Annotated in this window: 15 protein-coding genes; 6 read left to right on the forward strand and 9 right to left on the reverse strand. The window is 59.6% G+C overall.

Going from position 1 to position 15,395, the window contains the following annotated elements; genetic code table 11:
- Positions 1-18 precede the first annotated feature (18 nt).
- The 3 genes from EYC95_RS09020 to EYC95_RS09030 all read right to left on the reverse strand — a co-directional run bounded on the left by EYC95_RS09020 (position 19) and on the right by EYC95_RS09030 (position 2,267).
- Positions 19-438, reverse strand: coding sequence for an organic hydroperoxide resistance protein (locus EYC95_RS09020; protein ID WP_131060038.1), 420 nt, complete (start codon positions 436-438; stop codon positions 19-21).
- Positions 439-779: 341 nt separating this feature from the next.
- Positions 780-1,241: a MarR family winged helix-turn-helix transcriptional regulator gene (locus tag EYC95_RS09025; protein WP_131060039.1), complete on the reverse strand. Its 462-nt coding sequence runs from the start codon at positions 1,239-1,241 to the stop codon at positions 780-782.
- 69 nt (positions 1,242-1,310) lie between these two features.
- Positions 1,311-2,267 (reverse strand): LysR family transcriptional regulator, encoded by a 957-nt coding sequence (locus tag EYC95_RS09030; RefSeq protein ID WP_131060040.1) that lies wholly within the window; start codon positions 2,265-2,267, stop codon positions 1,311-1,313.
- Between the two features lie 124 nt (positions 2,268-2,391).
- Between EYC95_RS09030 and EYC95_RS09035 the strand changes: the two genes are divergently transcribed.
- Positions 2,392-3,126 carry a sulfite exporter TauE/SafE family protein gene (locus tag EYC95_RS09035; RefSeq protein WP_371928413.1) on the forward strand — a complete coding sequence of 245 codons (735 nt, stop codon included), beginning with the start codon at positions 2,392-2,394 and terminating at the stop codon, positions 3,124-3,126.
- On the opposite strand, the gene EYC95_RS09040 is transcribed toward EYC95_RS09035, so the two are convergent.
- Entirely contained in the window at positions 3,116-3,970 is an 855-nt protein-coding gene (locus EYC95_RS09040) for a LysR substrate-binding domain-containing protein (RefSeq protein ID WP_131060042.1), read from the reverse strand. The two genes, EYC95_RS09035 and EYC95_RS09040, sit on opposite strands and share 11 nt — an antisense overlap.
- Positions 3,971-4,066: 96 nt before the next feature.
- On the opposite strand from EYC95_RS09040, the gene EYC95_RS09045 reads away from it, so the two are divergent.
- Complete coding sequence (locus EYC95_RS09045) at positions 4,067-4,282, forward strand: DUF1127 domain-containing protein (RefSeq protein ID WP_131060043.1); 216 nt, start codon at positions 4,067-4,069, stop codon at positions 4,280-4,282.
- Positions 4,283-4,346: 64 nt separating this feature from the next.
- Positions 4,347-5,576 carry a winged helix-turn-helix domain-containing protein gene (locus EYC95_RS09050; RefSeq protein WP_131060044.1) on the forward strand — a complete coding sequence of 410 codons (1,230 nt, stop codon included), beginning with the start codon at positions 4,347-4,349 and terminating at the stop codon, positions 5,574-5,576.
- Between the two features lie 96 nt (positions 5,577-5,672).
- Here the strand turns inward: EYC95_RS09050 and EYC95_RS09055 are convergent, their stop codons facing one another.
- Positions 5,673-7,019, reverse strand: coding sequence for a class II 3-deoxy-7-phosphoheptulonate synthase (locus EYC95_RS09055; protein WP_131060045.1), 1,347 nt, complete (start codon positions 7,017-7,019; stop codon positions 5,673-5,675).
- A 149-nt stretch (positions 7,020-7,168) separates the two neighbouring features.
- On the opposite strand from EYC95_RS09055, the gene EYC95_RS09060 reads away from it, so the two are divergent.
- Positions 7,169-7,924, forward strand: a complete 756-nt coding sequence (locus EYC95_RS09060; protein ID WP_131060046.1) for a spermidine synthase — start codon at positions 7,169-7,171, stop codon at positions 7,922-7,924.
- A gap of 111 nt (positions 7,925-8,035) precedes the next feature.
- On the opposite strand, the gene EYC95_RS09065 is transcribed toward EYC95_RS09060, so the two are convergent.
- The gene (locus EYC95_RS09065) at positions 8,036-8,827 is read right to left on the reverse strand and encodes a crotonase/enoyl-CoA hydratase family protein (RefSeq protein WP_131060047.1); all 792 of its coding nucleotides are present in this window, start codon (positions 8,825-8,827) and stop codon (positions 8,036-8,038) included.
- A 421-nt stretch (positions 8,828-9,248) separates the two neighbouring features.
- Between EYC95_RS09065 and EYC95_RS09075 the strand changes: the two genes are divergently transcribed.
- Entirely contained in the window at positions 9,249-10,922 is a 1,674-nt protein-coding gene (locus tag EYC95_RS09075) for a DEAD/DEAH box helicase (protein ID WP_131060048.1), read from the forward strand.
- A gap of 243 nt (positions 10,923-11,165) precedes the next feature.
- Here EYC95_RS09075 and EYC95_RS09080 read toward each other — a convergent pair whose 3' ends face one another.
- Positions 11,166-11,933 (reverse strand): class III extradiol ring-cleavage dioxygenase, encoded by a 768-nt coding sequence (locus EYC95_RS09080; RefSeq protein ID WP_131060049.1) that lies wholly within the window; start codon positions 11,931-11,933, stop codon positions 11,166-11,168.
- 103 nt (positions 11,934-12,036) lie between these two features.
- Between EYC95_RS09080 and EYC95_RS09085 the strand changes: the two genes are divergently transcribed.
- Complete coding sequence (locus EYC95_RS09085; RefSeq protein WP_131060050.1) at positions 12,037-12,693, forward strand: thiopurine S-methyltransferase; 657 nt, start codon at positions 12,037-12,039, stop codon at positions 12,691-12,693.
- 184 nt (positions 12,694-12,877) lie between these two features.
- Here EYC95_RS09085 and htpX read toward each other — a convergent pair whose 3' ends face one another.
- Positions 12,878-13,765, reverse strand: coding sequence for a protease HtpX (htpX, locus tag EYC95_RS09090; RefSeq protein ID WP_059403635.1), 888 nt, complete (start codon positions 13,763-13,765; stop codon positions 12,878-12,880).
- 315 nt (positions 13,766-14,080) lie between these two features.
- Positions 14,081-15,292, reverse strand: a complete 1,212-nt coding sequence (locus EYC95_RS09095; RefSeq protein ID WP_008030363.1) for a pyridoxal phosphate-dependent aminotransferase — start codon at positions 15,290-15,292, stop codon at positions 14,081-14,083.
- Between the last annotated feature and the right edge of the window lie 103 nt (positions 15,293-15,395).

The raw sequence follows: 15,395 nt of genomic DNA on the forward strand, positions 1-15,395 counted from the left end.
GGACTTGGTGGTCAGCGGTTAGACGGTAACGTGCAGGCGCACATCGACGTTGCCACGGGTAGCGTTCGAGTACGGGCAGACCTGGTGGGCAGCCTCGACCAGGCTTTGCGCGTCGGCTTGTTCAAGACCCGGCAGGATGATGTGCAAGTCGATATCCAGGCCGAAACCGCCAGGGATCTGGCCGATGCCGACATGGGCAGTGATCGACGCGTCGTTCGGGATGCTGCGCTTGGTCTGGCTGGCGACGAATTTCAGCGCGCCGATGAAGCAGGCCGAGTAGCCGGCGGCGAACAGTTGCTCAGGGTTGGTCGCAGCACCGCCGGCACCACCGAGTTCTTTCGGGGTAGCGAGTTTGACGTCGAGGATGTTGTCACTGGAAACCGCACGACCGTCACGGCCGCCAGTGGAGGTTGCGATTGCGGTGTAGAGAGTTTGCATGGTGTGAGCCTCGTTTGGATTTTGGTGTTTTGCGCTAAATGTTTGCGCGCTAAGTAAGTGCGAAATGAATGTATCGCGCTAATATTTAGTGCGCAAGATAAATTTTAGAAAAAGTTTTGGTTTAAGCATGGGCGTTGGTTGGATGTGTTGAGTTAGAGCGGTCGCGGCAGGATTTTCAGCGGAAAAACTTTTTTAAGTTGGCCAGGTCGGCAGGGACACTGCAAAGCAAATGTGGGAGCGGGCTTGCTCGCGAAAGCAGTGTGTCAGTCAACACTAATGTCGAATGAAGCACCGCTTTCGCGAGCAAGCCCGCTCCCACAGGGGTTTTAGTGGTTTGAGGATTAGAGGCTGTCTTGCAGGTTGCTGCGCAACACTTGCAGCTCCGCTTGCAGTTTCTGCAATCGTTCAAGTGTCATGCCGCTGGCGCCGAGGATGCACTGCGGCACGCCCCGCGCCTTGTCCCGCAAGGCACGACCCTGTTCGGTCAGCTCGACAATCACCACCCGTTCATCTTCACGGCTACGGGTACGACTGAGCAGTCCTTCGACCTCCAGCCGTTTGAGCAAAGGTGTCAGTGAGCCGGGGTCTGTCAGCAGTCGCGTGCTGATTTCGCCTACAGTCAAACCATCCCGCTCCCACAGCACCATCATCGCCAGATACTGCGGATAGGTCAGGCCCAGCGCTTGCAGCAGCGGCTTGTACACCTTGGTCATCAGCAGCGAGGTGGAATGCAGGGCGAAGCAAGCCTGATTGTCCAGCAGCAGGTCATCGCAGTTATCCGGGGTGTCGCGGTCGGTGTTCATTTCAAAGCCTTGATCAGTGATCTTGATGAATCTAGTGGGCGAATCTTTAATGCGCCAGATAATTCTCGGCTAGTGATGGACCAGCGTGTTTTGCAGGGCCAGATCCCACGGCGGAATGGGGCTGAAGCGGGTTTTCAGGTATTCCAGCAACAAACGGCTGCGGGAATTGGGTTGTTGCGACAGGCGCAGCGCATAGATGCCGGTGGTCTCCGTGGGCGGCAGGCCTTTATCGCAAAACAGTGGCAGCAGCTCGCCGCGTAACAGGTATTCGCTGGCCAGCCAGGTCGGCAAATGCGCGATGCCCAATCCGGCCAGCGCACCGCAGACCAGCGCCTCGGCATTGTTGGCACTCATGCGGATTCGCGCAGGGCGATGCAGGTGCATGTGGCCGTCACGCTCAAAGCGCCAGGCGAAGGGTGGGGCCAGGCCATCCCAGTCGAGGCCGTCGTGTTCGAACAATTGTTCCGGCTCGGTCGGGACGCCGCGACGTTTCAGGTACTCAGGGCTGGCGCAGGCAATACGCACCATACTCGCCAGCGGCGTGGCCACCAGCCGGGTGTCGGCCATTTGCCCAGCGCGCAGCACCAGATCGACCTTGCCGAGGTTCAGCCCCTGCATGTCGACGAAACTGTCGATCAAATGCAATTGCACGTCTAGGCCGGGGTAGAGCATCAGGAAGTCGGCAATCACCGGCGCCAGATGGCGTCGGCCGAACGCCGCTGGTGCATCAATCCGGATCAAGCCTTCCGGCGCGCTGCTCAAGGACACCGCTTCGGCGCGGGCCAGGCGCAATTCCGCCACGATCCTTCGCGCCCGTTCGGCAAACGCCAGGCCGGCGGGAGTCGCGCGCACCGCGTGGGTGCTGCGAATGAACAGTTGGCTGCCGACCGCATTCTCGAGGCTGTCGATACGCCGCGCCACGGCCGAAGGTGTCAGCGGATGCCGACGGGACGCGGCGGAAAAGCTCCCGGTTTCCAGCACATCAAGGAACAGGCCGAGCTGATCGGTCAATTGATTGGGGTTCATGATTTGTCGGTGCTTGTGCGAAGTTGGCACAACCATTGTGCGTTGCTGTGCGTTTCCCCGCCAGCCTCGACTGCGTAGGATGAATGGCCTGACAAAAGGAAAATCGCCTGTGATTGAGTTCGTGATGTATCTGGCCTTTGGCGCAGCCCTGGGAACGCTCGGCGGGATATTCGGCATTGGCGGTGGATTGATCGCGATTCCGTTGCTCGGTGTGCTGTTCGGTCTCGATCAGCAAATTGCCCAAGGTACGGCGCTGGTCATGGTGGTGCCCAATGTGATGCTGGCGCTGTGGCGTTATCACCAGCGCATCCGCATCGAAATGCGCCATGCCCTGCCATTGGCCGCGATGGGTTTCTGTTTCGCCTGGATTGGCTCGATCTGGGCAGTAGGCATCGACGCGCAAACCATGCGCGTAGGGTTTGTCGCATTCCTGATTGCCCTGTCGGCCTACAACCTTGTGCGCATGTTCACCGCTAACGCTCCTGTTTCTGCACAAATGCGTTATTCCTGGCCGTGGTTGGGTGTACTCGGTGCGGCATCCGGCACCATGGGCGGGCTGTTTGGGGTTGGCGGTGCGGTGGTGGCGACGCCGGTGTTGACCAGCGTGTTCGGCACCACCCAGGTCGTGGCCCAGGGTTTATCCCTGGCGCTGGCGCTGCCCAGCACCGGTGTCACGCTGGTGACTTACGCGGTGCATCATCAGGTGGACTGGATGATCGGGTTGCCGTTGGCCGTCGGCGGATTGATGAGCATCAGCTGGGGCGTGAAGATTGCCCACGCCATGCCGGAGCGGCTATTGCGCGGGTTGTTCTGCGGTTTCCTGGTGCTGTGTGCGGTGATGCTCGCGTTTAAAGTTTGAAGCCTTCGACGATGTGCTCGGCCAGGCACTCGGTAATCGGTGACGGGTTGTGCAGGTTGCGCACCAGCATGATGCTGGCTTCCGGCAATAGCGGCAGGTCTTCGGCGGCGCCGAGGATGCGCATGTCCGGTGTGATCAGACTTTCCAGTTGCGCGGTCACCGCGAGGCCTGCACTGACCACGGCCATCAGCGCCGACAGGCTCGAACTGTTGTAGGCAATGCGGTAATCGCGACCCATGGCGTCCAGCGCATTGCATGCCCACAGCCGGCAGAAACAGTCACTGTTGAACATCGCCAGTGGCAACGGCGTCTGCTCGTGGGCGCTGTAGCATTGTGCTTCGGCCCAGACGAAGCGCTCCTTGCGCAGCAACTGACCGATTTCAGTGCCGGGTTCACGTGTGACGATGGACAAGTCCAGGTCCTGGCGCTGCAACAGTTGCTTGGTTGATTCGCAATGAACCTCGATCTGGATCAGCGGGTAGAACTTGGCGAAGCGCGACAGGATCCCCGGCAGGAAACGCATGACGTAATCATCGGGCGTGCCGATGCGCACGGTGCCGACCATGTGCGGCTCGCGCAGTGTATTGAAGACTTCGCTGTGGAGTTTGAGGATGCGACGCGCGTAACCCAGCAATACCTGGCCTTCGGCGGTCAACTTGACCTGGCGTCCATCACGCTCGAACAGCTGGCGCTGCAACACGTCTTCTTCCAGACGCTTCATCTGCATGCTCACCGCTGACTGCGTGCGATTGACCATTTCACCGGCACGGGTAAACCCGCCCTGGTCGGCAATGGCGACGAAGGTGCGCAGCACATCAGTATCGATACTTGGGTACGCCGACATCCATCAATCTCCGAGATGGTTACCATCAGAAACATTCGTTGGATTGATCTTAGCTCTGAGGCGAGACTTGAGCCATCCCTAAAGGAGGGCAACAAGATGAAAGGTCATAACGAACATATAGCGGAAGAAAAATTCTCAATCCACGCGGTATCCGATCTGCTGCACAAGTTTAGTCGCTGGTACGAACTTCACCGTGAACGTGAGTTGCTGGCAAGCTTGAGCGACGAAGCACTGAAAGACATCGGCGTAAGTCGTGCCGATGTGGAACATGAATCGGTCAGGCCGTTCTGGGACGATCCGATGCATAAATGATGAGGCCATTGCTACACAAACCCCTCTATGGTGAGGTAGGTTGCGAGCAGACAAGGAGATGCTCATGCCCGCAACAGTGTCCTTTACCCTCAAACAGGCTCGACGTCTGGCGCTGGCCGCCCAAGGGTTCAACGGGCGGCAACCGCCAGCGGCGATCAAACCGGTTCAGCTCAACCGGCTGATCGAACGGCTGGGCATTCTGCAGATCGATTCGGTCAATGCGTTGGTGCGTTCGCACTACCTTCCCTTGTTTTCCCGCCTCGGCAATTACTCCTCCGATTTGCTCGATCAGGCTGCCTGGAGTCAGGGCCGACGACGCACGTTGTTCGAATACTGGGGCCATGAAGCTTCGTTACTCCCCATGTCGATGTACCCCTTGATGCGTTGGCGCATGCTGCGTGCGACTCGCGGCGAAGACATCTATCAGCAACTGGCGCGTTTTGGTCGCGAGCAGCAGGACACGATTCGCCGGGTGCTGGCCTCGGTTCAGGAACTCGGCGCACTGGGGGCCGGAAGCTTGTCGACCCGTCAGGAACGGGCAGGGCCATGGTGGGACTGGAGCGCTGAAAAACATGCGCTGGAATGGTTGTTCGCCGCCGGTGAAGTGACGGTCGCCGGCCGCCGTGGATTCGAACGGCTTTACGATCTGCCGGAACGGGTAATTCCTTCAGCGGTTCTGCAACAACCTTTGCTCAATGAGGCCGAGGCCCAGCGCGGGCTGTTGCTGCATGCCGCGACGGCATTGGGTGTCGGCACGGAAAAGGATCTGCGTGATTATTTTCGCCTGAGTCCGGCAGACAGTCGGCCGCGTCTTGCGGAGCTGGTAGAGGCGGGTGAGTTGCTGGCCTGCGAGGTTCAGAGCTGGCGGCAACCGGCCTATTGCTTGCCCGAGCCGAAAGTGCCGCGCAAGGTCGAGGCCAGTGCCTTGCTATCCCCGTTTGATTCGTTGATCTGGGAGCGCAGCCGCACCGAGCGGCTGTTCGATTTCCGTTACCGACTGGAGATCTACACGCCGCAGGACAAGCGGGTCTACGGCTATTACGTGCTGCCGTTTTTGCACAATGAACGGATTGCTGCACGAGTTGATCTGCGCGCCGAGCGAGCGTTGGGCCGGTTGGCGGTGCACGCCGTGCATGAAGAGGAACCGGGTCTGGACGAGGCGGGGATGCTGGCGTTGGCGGTCAACCTGCGGCAGATGGCCAATTGGCTGGGGCTGGGGCAGGTTCAGTTGAACTGCCCGCGGGCGAGTGCGGCGCGGTTGCGGGTGGCATTGGCACAGATCGGTGGTGATTAACCTGACGCCTTCGCGGGCAAGCCTCGCTCCTACAGTTTTTATGAGCGACAAAGATCCTGTAGGAGCGAGGCTTGCCCGCGAAGGGCTTAACGCGATTTAACGGCGGACTTGCTTCAACGTCTCGGCAATTAGAAACGCCAATTCCAGCGACTGATCAGCATTCATCCGCGGGTCGCAATGGGTGTGATATCGATCCGACAACCCGTCTTCAGTAATCGGCCGCGCGCCACCAATGCATTCGGTCACGTTCTGCCCGGTCATCTCGATGTGGATACCGCCAGCGTAACTGCCTTCCGCTTCGTGAACCTGGAAGAACTGCTTCACCTCACCGAGGATCTGCGCGAAGTCGCGGGTCTTGTAACCGCTGCTGGCCTTGATGGTGTTGCCGTGCATCGGGTCCGAACTCCAGAGCACCTGCTTGCCTTCACGCTGCACTGCGCGGATCAACGCCGGCAAGTGATCGCCGACTTTGTTCGCACCCATCCGCGCAATCAGGTTCAAGCGGCCCGGGTCGTTGTCCGGGTTGAGCACGTCGATCAGGCGAATCAGGTCTTCGGGGTTCATGCTCGGGCCGACCTTGACCCCGATCGGGTTATTCACGCCGCGCAGGAATTCGACGTGAGCGCCGTCGAGCTGACGGGTGCGGTCGCCGATCCACAGCATGTGCGCCGAGCAATCGTAGTAATCGTTGGTCAGGCTGTCGCGGCGCACGAAGGCTTCTTCGTAATTGAGCAGCAACGCTTCGTGGGCGGTGAAGAAACTGGTTTCGCGCAGTTGTGGCGAAGTGTCCATGCCGCAGGCGCGCATGAAGGCCAGGGTTTCATCGATGCGATCGGCCAGGTGGCTGTATTTCTCGGCCAGTGCCGAGTTGGCGATGAAATCCAGGTTCCACTTGTGCACCTGATGCAGGTCGGCAAAACCGCCTTGGGCGAAAGCACGCAGCAGGTTCAGGGTGGCGGTGGACTGGTGATAGGACTGCAGCAGACGTTCCGGGTCCGGCACGCGGCTTTTTTCGTCGAAGCCGATACCGTTGACGATGTCCCCACGGTAGGCGGGCAGGGTCACGCCATCGATGGTTTCATCGTTGGCCGAGCGAGGCTTGGCGAACTGGCCGGCCATGCGCCCGACCTTGACCACCGGGCAGCCTGCGGCGAAGGTCATGACGATTGCCATTTGCAGCAAGACTTTAAAGGTGTCGCGAATTTTTGCGGCGGAGAACTCGGCGAAGCTTTCGGCGCAGTCGCCCCCTTGCAACAGAAACGCGCGGCCCTGGGTGACCTGGGCAAACTGACGGCGCAACTCCCGGGCCTCACCGGCAAACACCAGGGGCGGATAGCTCGCCAGGGTTTGCTCGACCTGCAGCAAATGCGCCGCGTCGGGGTAGTGGGGTTGTTGCTGGATCGGCAGGGCGCGCCAGCTGTCAGGGCTCCAGGGTTGGCTCATCACGGTCTCGGTTGTTTTACGCTCGGACGTTCATGTTATCAGCAAATTAGTGCGTGACCTGTTCCCGTTGCTTCGCGGACAATCGCGCCTTTGCCGCTTCATGTTGCGGTTTGTTGCGTTGCCGGGCTGGGCGACGATCAGGAGACGAAATGACTGAGGAGCGCGTCGAGCATCTGCTCGCCGAGGTACAGGATGAGTTCGGCGTGATTCGCGTGCTGGAGGTGGCCGATTACCGTTTTCTCGAATTCGGTGATGCCATCGAGCAGAGCTGCGTGTTCACCGCTGACCCGAGCTGGCTCGAGTACGATTACACCCGGGCGATGCTGATTGGCGCGCTGTGCCACGAACAGCCGGAAAGCGCTCTGTTTCTCGGCCTCGGCGCCGGGACGCTGACCCAGGCGTGCCTCAAGTTTCTGCCGCTTGAAGATGTCGAAGCCATCGAGCTGCGCCCCGACGTACCGCGTCTGGCCATCGAATACCTTGGGCTGGATGACGATCCGCGGCTGTATATCCGCGTTGGCGATGCGCTGGAGTTGCTCGATACCGCTGAACCGGCGGACCTGATTTTCGTCGACCTCTACACCGATGTCGGTCCGGGTGTCGGGCATCTGGCCTGGCGTTTTCTGGAAGACTGTCAGAAACGCCTGAATCCGGGCGGCTGGCTGGTGATCAATCAATGGGCCACCGACGACGGCAAGCCGTTGGGCGCGGCGTTGTTTCGCGGGCTCTATCACCGGCACTACTGGGAACTGCCGGTGAAGGAGGGCAATGTGATTCTGATCGTGCCTTCGGAGCTGGATCAGGAGCTGGACATGGATGGCTTGAACGCCCGGGCCGAAGGGCTGGCGCCACGTTTGGGGTATTCGTTGCAGTCGTTGATCAAGGCCATCCGCCCGGCGACATAAGTCGTTGCTCTTTCGGGCCTCTTCGCGGGCAAGCCTCGCTCCTACAGGGCTTGCGTGATCCCGTAGGAGCGAGGCTTGCCCGCGAAGAGGCCCTTACAGCCGATACATCACTTAGATCCCTTTGAAGATTCCCGGCCGCTTCTCGATCATCGACCGCACACCCTCCCTGGCATCCTCACTCGCCAGCAACTTCTTCACCAGCGGCGGCAACCCCAGCGCCGCGGCTGTTTCCCCTTCATAACGTGCCTGCCTCGCAGACATCAACGTCGCTTGAACCCCCAGCGGCGCCTGCCGGGCAATCCGCTCAGCCAACTCAATGGCCCGTGGCAGCAGATCCTCGCTGGCCATGACCTCCTGCACCAACCCCAAGTGCAAGGCTTCGTGAGCATCGAATTCATCGCCGGTCAGCAGCCAGCGCATGGCGTTGCCCCAGCCGGCGACTTGATGCAGACGCAACGTCGCGCCACCGAAGGGGAAGATCCCGCGCTGCACTTCCTTCTGGGCAAACCGGGTGTTGCTGGCGCAGAGGTTGATGTCGGCGGCCAGCATCAGCTCGATGCCGATGGTCAGGCAGTAGCCTTGCGCGGCGACAATCACCGGTTTGCTCACCCGGGGGCCGGCAAACACGCCCCACGGATCGCAACCGCCGGGCGGTGCCTGCCAGCCTTCGGCCAGGGCCGCGCTGGCATTGATCAGGTCGAGCCCGGCGGTGAAATGTTCACCATGTGCAAACACCACCGCCACCCGCGCCTCGCTGTCGGCCTCGAACTCGCCGTAGGCCAGGCTCAGCTCGTTGAGCAGGTCGAGATCGAAGGCGTTGCGCTTGGCCACCCGATCCAGGCCGATCATCAGGACATGGCCGTGTTTTTCACGGGTGACACGAGTGGAGCCGGGCTGATTCATGGAGCATTTCCTCGGGCGGGAAGGGTGTGCCAGACCGAAGGTCTGCGTCACAAGGATGAACCGTTTTAGCGCCATCGCCAGCAGGGCCGGGCCTTTGAAAAATAGACTGTTGCACGATTATCCGCAAAGCCTGTGACACAACGGTGTATACGTCAGTTTTCCGACAAATAATGCTCCCTTTTTGGGCGAATTCCGGTATAGTGCGCGCCGGCCTTTAACCGGGCCGCGTTTAGGTAGCGCAATTTCCCGAAGTCAGCTTCGGCTGCACGTCCGCACAGCGGACTCTCCCTTGACGAATCTTTTTCATTCATTCGTTTTCGCAAATCCCCGCCGACAAAGCAGCCAGGGCGACTCTTGAGTCTTACACGGCATGCGCAGCTTTGGAGCATGGGTCTTTGCGGATGCACTTAGAGGCAGACCCATGACCCAGGAAACCGGCGGCTTCGCCGCTTTTAATCTTAATCCGAATATTCTTGCAGCCGTCATCGCGACTGGCTACGAAGAGCCTTCGGCTATTCAGCATCAATCGATCCCGATCATCATGGCCGGTCACGACATGATTGGTCAGGCGCAAACCGGTACGGGTAAAACCGCCGCGTTCGCCCTGCCGATCCTGCATCGCATCGATCCTGCTAAGCGCGAGCCGCAAGCCCTGATCCTGGCGCCAACCCGTGAGTTGGCGCTGCAAGTAGCAACCGCTTTCGAAACCTACGCCAAGCAAATGCCGGGCGTTACCGTTGTGGCCGTTTACGGCGGCGCCCCTATGGGTCCACAACTGAAAGCAATCCGTAATGGCGCACAGATCGTTGTCGCCACGCCGGGCCGTCTGTGCGACCACCTGCGTCGTGACGAAAAAGTCCTGTCGACCGTGAACCACCTGGTTCTCGACGAAGCGGACGAAATGCTCAAGCTGGGTTTCATGGACGACCTCGAAGTTATCTTCAAGGCTCTGCCTCCAACCCGTCAGACCGTATTGTTCTCGGCTACCTTGCCGCAGTCGATCCGTGCCATTGCCGAACGCCATCTGCGCGATCCGCAACACGTGAAGATCCAGACCAAGACTCAGACCGTTACCGCGATCGAACAGGCTCACCTGTTGGTTCACGCTGACCAGAAGACCTCGGCTGTATTGAGCCTGCTGGAAGTTGAAGACTTCGATGCCCTGATCATGTTCGTGCGCACCAAGCAAGCGACCCTGGACCTGGCCAGTGCCCTGGAAGCTAAAGGCTACAAAGCCGCTGCGCTGAACGGTGACATTGCTCAGAACCAACGTGAGCGCGTGATCGAATCCCTCAAGGATGGCCGTCTGGACATCGTTGTGGCGACCGACGTTGCTGCTCGTGGTCTGGACGTTCCGCGTATCACTCACGTGTTCAACGTTGACATGCCGTACGATCCAGAGTCCTACGTTCACCGTATCGGCCGTACTGGCCGTGCCGGTCGCGAAGGTCGTGCGCTGTTGCTGGTGACTCCGCGTGAGCGCCGCATGCTGCAAGTGATCGAGCGTGTAACCGGTCAGAAAGTTGCCGAAGTTCGCCTGCCGGACGCTCAGGCTGTTCTCGATGCCCGCATCAAGAAACTGACCAACAGCCTGTCGCCGCTGGTGGCTGATGCTGAATCGACTCACGGTGATCTGCTGGATCGCCTGACTGCCGACATCGGTTGCACCCCGCGTGCACTGGCCGCTGCTCTGCTGCGCAAGGCGACCAACGCTCAGGCGCTGACCCTGGCCGCGATCGAGAAAGAACGTCCACTGGTGCCGAACAACGCACCGCGTGGCGATCGTCCAGAGCGTACCGGTGATCGTCCGGACCGTGGTGATCGCGAGCGTCGTGCTCCGGTTGCATTGGCCGAAGGTCGTGCTCGTTGCCGTACCGCGCTGGGTGCGCGTGATGGTATCGCTGCCAAGAACCTGCTGGGCGCTATCCTCAACGAGGGTGGTCTGGCTCGCGAAGCAATCGGTCGCATCCAGGTGCGTGACAGCTTCAGCCTCGTTGAGCTGCCGGAAGATGGTCTGGAGCGTCTGCTGACCAAGCTGAAGGACACTCGCGTTGCTGGTAAGCAGTTGAAGCTGCGTCGCTATCGCGAAGATTGATCCGCTCTCGGGCTGATTGATCGAACATAAAAAATCCCCGACTGGTTCGGGGATTTTTTTGGCCTGCTGTTTGTGCATGGGCTGGAGACCTAGTGGGCCCCATCGTCGGAACGCCGCCCGGAGCCGGCTCGCTCCCACAGGGGATCTCTGTAATACACAGATATTGTGTTCACTGACGATCTACTGTGGGAGCGAGCCGGCTCCGGTCGGCGTTCCGACGATGGGAGCGACTCGGTCTACCGGTCAGCCGAAACGGTAGATGTCCATCCCCAGCGCCCCCATGGTGAACCCTTGATGGGCAACGCTGAACTCACCCCCAGCCCCGCGAGCAAAGTACAACGGCAGCAAATGCTCATCGCTGGGATGGTTGCGCACAGCGTTCGGCGCCTGCTGACGATAATCGTGCAGCGCGGCTTCATCGTTGGCCGCGAGTTTTTCAATCATCCAGTCGCGAAACGTCCTGGCCCACGGTTCAACGCTTTCCGGACCGGCGTGCCAGTCCAGTTCTCGCAGGTTGTGGGTGATGCTGCCAGAACCGATCAACAACACGCTGTGTTCGCGCAGGCTGGCCAGAGCATGGCCGACCCGGGTTTGCAGGGCGGGGCCGCCACGGGTGGGCAGCGAGACTTGCACCACCGGGATGTCGGCCTGCGGATACATCAATGACAATGGCACCCAGACCCCATGATCGAACGGCCGCTTGGCATCAATGCGCGAAGGCAGGCCATCGGCCTTCAACAACTCCACGACCTCTGCCGCCAGCAGTGGATCGCCCGGCGCCGGGTATTGCACCTCGAACAGGGCCTTGGGAAAGCCGCCGAAGTCATGCCAGGTTTCAGGCCGGGGATTGCCGCTGACCAGCAGCTCGTTACTTTCCCAGTGCGCAGACACAATCACAATGGCTTTCGGTTTCGGCAATTCTGCGGCCAGGCGAGCCAGGGCGGGTCCGCTGGCGCCCGGTTCCAGTGCCAACATGGGCGAACCGTGGGATATGTACAGGCTGGGGAACATGAATGAGCTCCTGAGGGGTAAGATGGCAGCATCTTCAGTCAGATCATTGATCTAAATCTAATATAAGTTTTAGGGTCTTTTGATCGAATTTTCGGGATTAATTATGCAGCCGGAGTTTTGGCACAAGCGGTGGACGTCGAATCAGATCGGCTTTCACCTGCCGGAAGTGAATCCATATCTGCAACGGTACTGGCCGCAGCTGGGCCTGGAGGAGGGCGCGCGCGTACTGGTGCCGCTATGTGGGAAAAGCCTGGACCTGCTGTGGCTGGCGAAATGCGGTCATGAGGTATTGGGCGTCGAATTGTCGGAAAAGGCGGTGGAAGACTTTTTCCACGAGCATCAATTTGACCCGGATGTCAGCGACCAGGGCCCTTTCACGGTCTACCGGGCGGGTTCGATTGAGGTCTGGTGTGGTGATTTCTTCGCGTTGACTGCCGGCGATGTCGCCGATTGCAGCGCGCTGTACGACCGCGCGGCGTTGATCGCCTTGCCGCCGACGATGCGTGAGCAATACGCTGAGCATCTGAAGCGGATTCTGCCGAAGGATTCGCTGGGGCTTTTGATTACCCTGGATTACGAGCAGGCGCAGAAGGACGGCCCGCCGTTTGCCGTGCTGGATGACGAAGTGCAACGGCTGTTCGGGGCGACCTGGGAACTGAAGGTTCTGGAAGACCAGGACGTGCTGGGCGATAGCTGGAAGTTTGTCGAGAGTGGTGTCACGCGGCTTGAAGAGCGGGTTTATCGGGTTTCCAGCCATTAAGGTGTGTTGATTTTGCTGGCCCCATCGCGAGCAGGCTCGCTCCCACAGTATGCCCAGTCCATTCGGATCACTCGGTGACCTGTGGGAGCTTGCTCGCGATGAGGGCCGAAAGAACACCGCATCAATCAGGCCACAAAAAAAGGCCCGCATTCACTGCGGGCCTTTTCTTTTAGTGCGGAACCTCTCAGCCCCGACGACGCAATGCGTCAATACGCTCTTCCAGTGGCGGGTGGCTCATGAACATGCGAGCGAACCCTTGTTTGATGCCACCGTTGATGCCAAAGGCATTCAGCGTATCCGGCATGTGCACCGGCAGGCCCTGTTCGGCACGAAGGCGTTGCAAGGCGCCAATCATTGCACTGGTACCTGCCAGGCGTGCACCGGCTTCGTCTGCGCGGAACTCACGTTTGCGCGAGAACCACATGACGATGGAGCTGGCCAGGATACCCAGGACCAGTTCAGCGAAGATGGTCGCCACGTAGTAGGCGATGCCCTGGCCTTCTTCGTTCTTGAAGATCACCTTGTCGACAAAGTTGCCGATGATCCGCGCGAAGAACATCACGAAGGTGTTCACCACGCCTTGGATCAATGCCAGGGTGACCATGTCGCCATTGGCCACGTGGCCGATTTCGTGGGCAAGAACGGCTTTCACTTCATCCGGCGAGAAACGCTCGAGCAAGCCCTGGCTGACCGCGACCAGTGCGTCGTTCTTGTTCCAGCCCGTGGCGAACGCGTTGGCCTCGTAGGCGGGGAAAATCCCGACTTCGGGCATCTTGATCCCGGCTTCGCGGGACAGTTGCTCAACGGTTTGCAGCAGCCACTGCTCGTGACGTGTGCGCGGCTGGCTGATGATTTGGGTGCTGGTGCTCATCTTCGCCATCCACTTGGAGATGAACAGCGAGAACAGCGAACCGGCGAAACCAAAGACCGCACAGAAAATCAGCAGCTGATTGAGGTTGAGATCAACCCCGTTGGCCGCCATGAACCCGTTGAAGCCGAAAAGGCTCAGGGTGATGCTGGCAATCAGCACGACCGCCAGGTTAGTGGCCAAAAACAGCAGGATGCGCATCATGGTTGTACAAATCTCCTCATGCTAAAGATGTAGCGTACTGCGGGGTATATAAGGTGCTGCACCGGGCTATTCAACCGAGTGACTATTTCAAACTGTGTCCTACGGCAACAGTCTAGCTGCTTGAAGGGCATTTCCGACGGGGATGCCGGAAGCGTTTGACAGTCAATTCGCGTCGCAGGCCCCGTGGTTGTTAGGCGCGGCCACGAAGTAGGGCATCAATCAGCGATAGGCGCAGTGATGTCTGGCGGGGCGCAAAGATATGTTGCTGAATTAATCACCGTGCGACAAATGCACGCGTCGCACGGTGAAGTTCAGTTACTGGCGGTAGGATTTGAGGAAGTTGCCGATCCGGCCGATGGCCATGTCCAGGTCATCCACCCGTGGCAATGTCACGACGCGGAAGTGATCCGGCCAAGGCCAGTTGAAGGCCGTGCCTTGTACCACCAGCAGCTTCTCGGAGAGCAGCAGGTCGAGCACGAACTTCTCGTCGTTGTGGATCGGGCAGACTTTCGGGTCGATCCGCGGGAACGCATACAGCGCGCCCATCGGCTTGACGCAGCTCACGCCCGGAATATCGTTGAGCAATTCCCAAGTGCGATTGCGCTGTTCGAGCAAGCGACCTTGCGGCAACACCAGGTCATTGATGCTTTGATAACCGCCGAGTGCGGTCTGGATCGCGTGTTGGCTCGGAACGTTGGCACACAGGCGCATGTTGGCCAGCATGTCGATGCCTTCAATATAGCTCTGGGCGTGGTGTTTCGGGCCGGAAATGGCGATCCAGCCGGAACGGAAACCGGCAACGCGATAGGACTTGGACAAACCGTTGAAGGTCAGGCACAGCAGGTCCGGCGCCAGGGACGCGGTGCAGATGTGCACCGCGTCGTCGTACAGGATCTTGTCGTAGATCTCGTCGGAGAACACCACCAGATTGTGCTGGCGAGCCAGTTCCAGCATGCCCAGCAGCACCTCTTTCGAGTACACCGCGCCGGTCGGGTTGTTCGGGTTGATGATCACCAGGGCCTTGGTGTTCGGGGTGATCTTGGCCTTGATGTCGGCCAGATCCGGCCACCAGTTGGCCTGCTCGTCGCACAGGTAATGCACCGGGTTGCCGCCGGACAGGCTCACGGCAGCGGTCCACAGCGGATAGTCAGGGGCTGGCACCAGCACTTCGTCACCATTGTTCAGCAATGCCTGCATCGACATCACGATCAGCTCGGAAACGCCGTTGCCCAGGTAGATGTCTTCAATACCGACGCCTTCCACCTGCTTTTGCTGGTAGTACTGCATGACGGCCTTGCGCGCACTGAACAGGCCTTTGGAGTCGCTATAGCCCTGAGCGGTCGGCAGGTTGCGGATCACATCCTGAAGGATTTCGTCCGGTGCTTCGAAACCAAAAGGCGCCGGGTTGCCGATGTTCAGCTTGAGGATGCGATGACCTTCCTCTTCCAGGCGCTTGGCGTGCTTGAGCACTGGGCCGCGAATGTCGTAGCAGACGTTGGCGAGCTTGTTCGATTTGCTGACCTGCATGGCGATGTGTTCCCGAAAATGAACGATCCAGGCGGCGTATGAACTACCGTACTGGGAATCCTGCGTATTCACACAGGCCTGACGCCTTGAGAGGCAGCACCCA

The organism is Pseudomonas sp. BGI-2 (assembly GCF_004310295.1).
Classification (GTDB): Bacteria; Pseudomonadota; Gammaproteobacteria; order Pseudomonadales; family Pseudomonadaceae; genus Aquipseudomonas.